The sequence below is a fragment of the Okeania sp. SIO1H4 genome (assembly GCF_010672695.1).
Lineage (GTDB): Bacteria > Cyanobacteriota > Cyanobacteriia > Cyanobacteriales > Microcoleaceae > Okeania > Okeania hirsuta.
This window is the reverse complement of the sequence record NZ_JAAHGB010000173.1, coordinates 1-1,455: the sequence shown is the minus strand read 5'-3', so window position 1 is coordinate 1,455 and position 1,455 is coordinate 1. Positions and strand designations below refer to the sequence as shown.

Below are 1,455 nucleotides of genomic sequence, written 5' to 3'. Positions count from 1 at the left end.
AAAACAAACCTTGGTAAAGTAAAAGCATGAGTCAATCACAGCGCCCAGTAAATCGTAAACGCCTCAACCAGTTGTCAAAGGAAGAACTGGTAGAAATGTTGTTGACTCAACAAAAACTGATAGAGAAACTGCAAAAACAAATTGATAAATTAGAACAGAATCAAAACCTAGACAGTAAGAACTCCTCCAAACCCCCATCAACCGATCTACTGAAAAAATCGGAAAAAACCAAACCAAAAGAAGAGTCTCTAAGTTCCTCAGAAAAGAAGAGGCGACCAGGAGGACAAATAGGCCATGAGGGTAAGACTCGCAAAGGGTTTTCTAGAATAGACAGAATAGAAATATTGCAACACTCTGTTTGTAGTCATTGTGGTCAAGCAGAATTTTTAGATGAGAGTGTGGAAGTAGAAACTCAACAAGTAGCCCAACTGGTGGACAAACCTATTGAAATCATAGAGTACCATCGCCACAAGTGTCAATGTCTGAGGTGTGGTACAGTCACATCAGCACCTTGGTCTGAAGATATGATACCAGGGCAAGATTTGGGGGTAAAGTTACAAGCTTTCCTAGGATGGTTGGGAAACTATGGACATTTACCCTATGAAAAACAACAAGAAATGTTATGGGAATTAGGGAAAATTGAGATTGGCTTAGGGACTTTAGTGAACACCAATCAAAGGTTAGAGCAAGCAATTAAACCTCATGTAGAAGAACTCTCAGAATGGGTGAAAATAGAACAACCTTCAATTCATGTAGATGAAACACCTTGGCCAGTAAAAGGAGTGAAGGAATGGTTGTGGGTGTTTACCAATCAAGATTTTTGTTTATTCCGGGCTTCCGATACCAGAGGACGTGCCGAACTGGAATCTCAGTTGGGGCATAAATATGCTGGTGTTCTCAGTAGTGATGATCTGAGTGTTTATAATGGCTATCCAGTGCAAGCCCAACAGAAGTGTTTAGCTCATCTACGATGTCATTTTCAACGATTAATTCAACTACCAGGTAAGTTGAATCAAGAGATAGGAAAAACTTTTAAAGAGTTAATTGATGAAGGATTTGAACATTATAGTATCTGGCAAAAGAACCAAGAACGGGCTATTTATGATGAGTGGGCGATTGGATTTAAAAACAAAGTAGAATTAGCTCTCAAACAATGGAGTCATAAAGCAGGCTATGAAGCAGGGAAACTGTTACGAACTTTGAAATTGAAAGCAGACCAATGGTGGTATTTTCTACTTCACCCAGAGATTCCTCCTGATAATAATCTAGCAGAACGTTCATGACGGTTGGCAATCACCAAACGAAAAGTTAGTGGTGGTTCCAGAAGTATGGAAAGATTTCAACACACAGCTAATTTATTAACTGTGGTACAAACCTGTCGTCGCCAGGGGCGTTCTGTGATTGAATTCTTTGAACAGTCTCTAGTGGACAGCGTTGTAGGCGATCCCTCATCAA

General features: G+C 39.9%; 1 pseudogene. It reads left to right on the top strand.

Annotated features, from left to right (window positions below):
* Positions 1-26: 26 nt before the first annotated feature.
* Positions 27-1,455: pseudogene (locus tag F6K06_RS33480) on the top strand (IS66 family transposase); the annotation flags it as partial.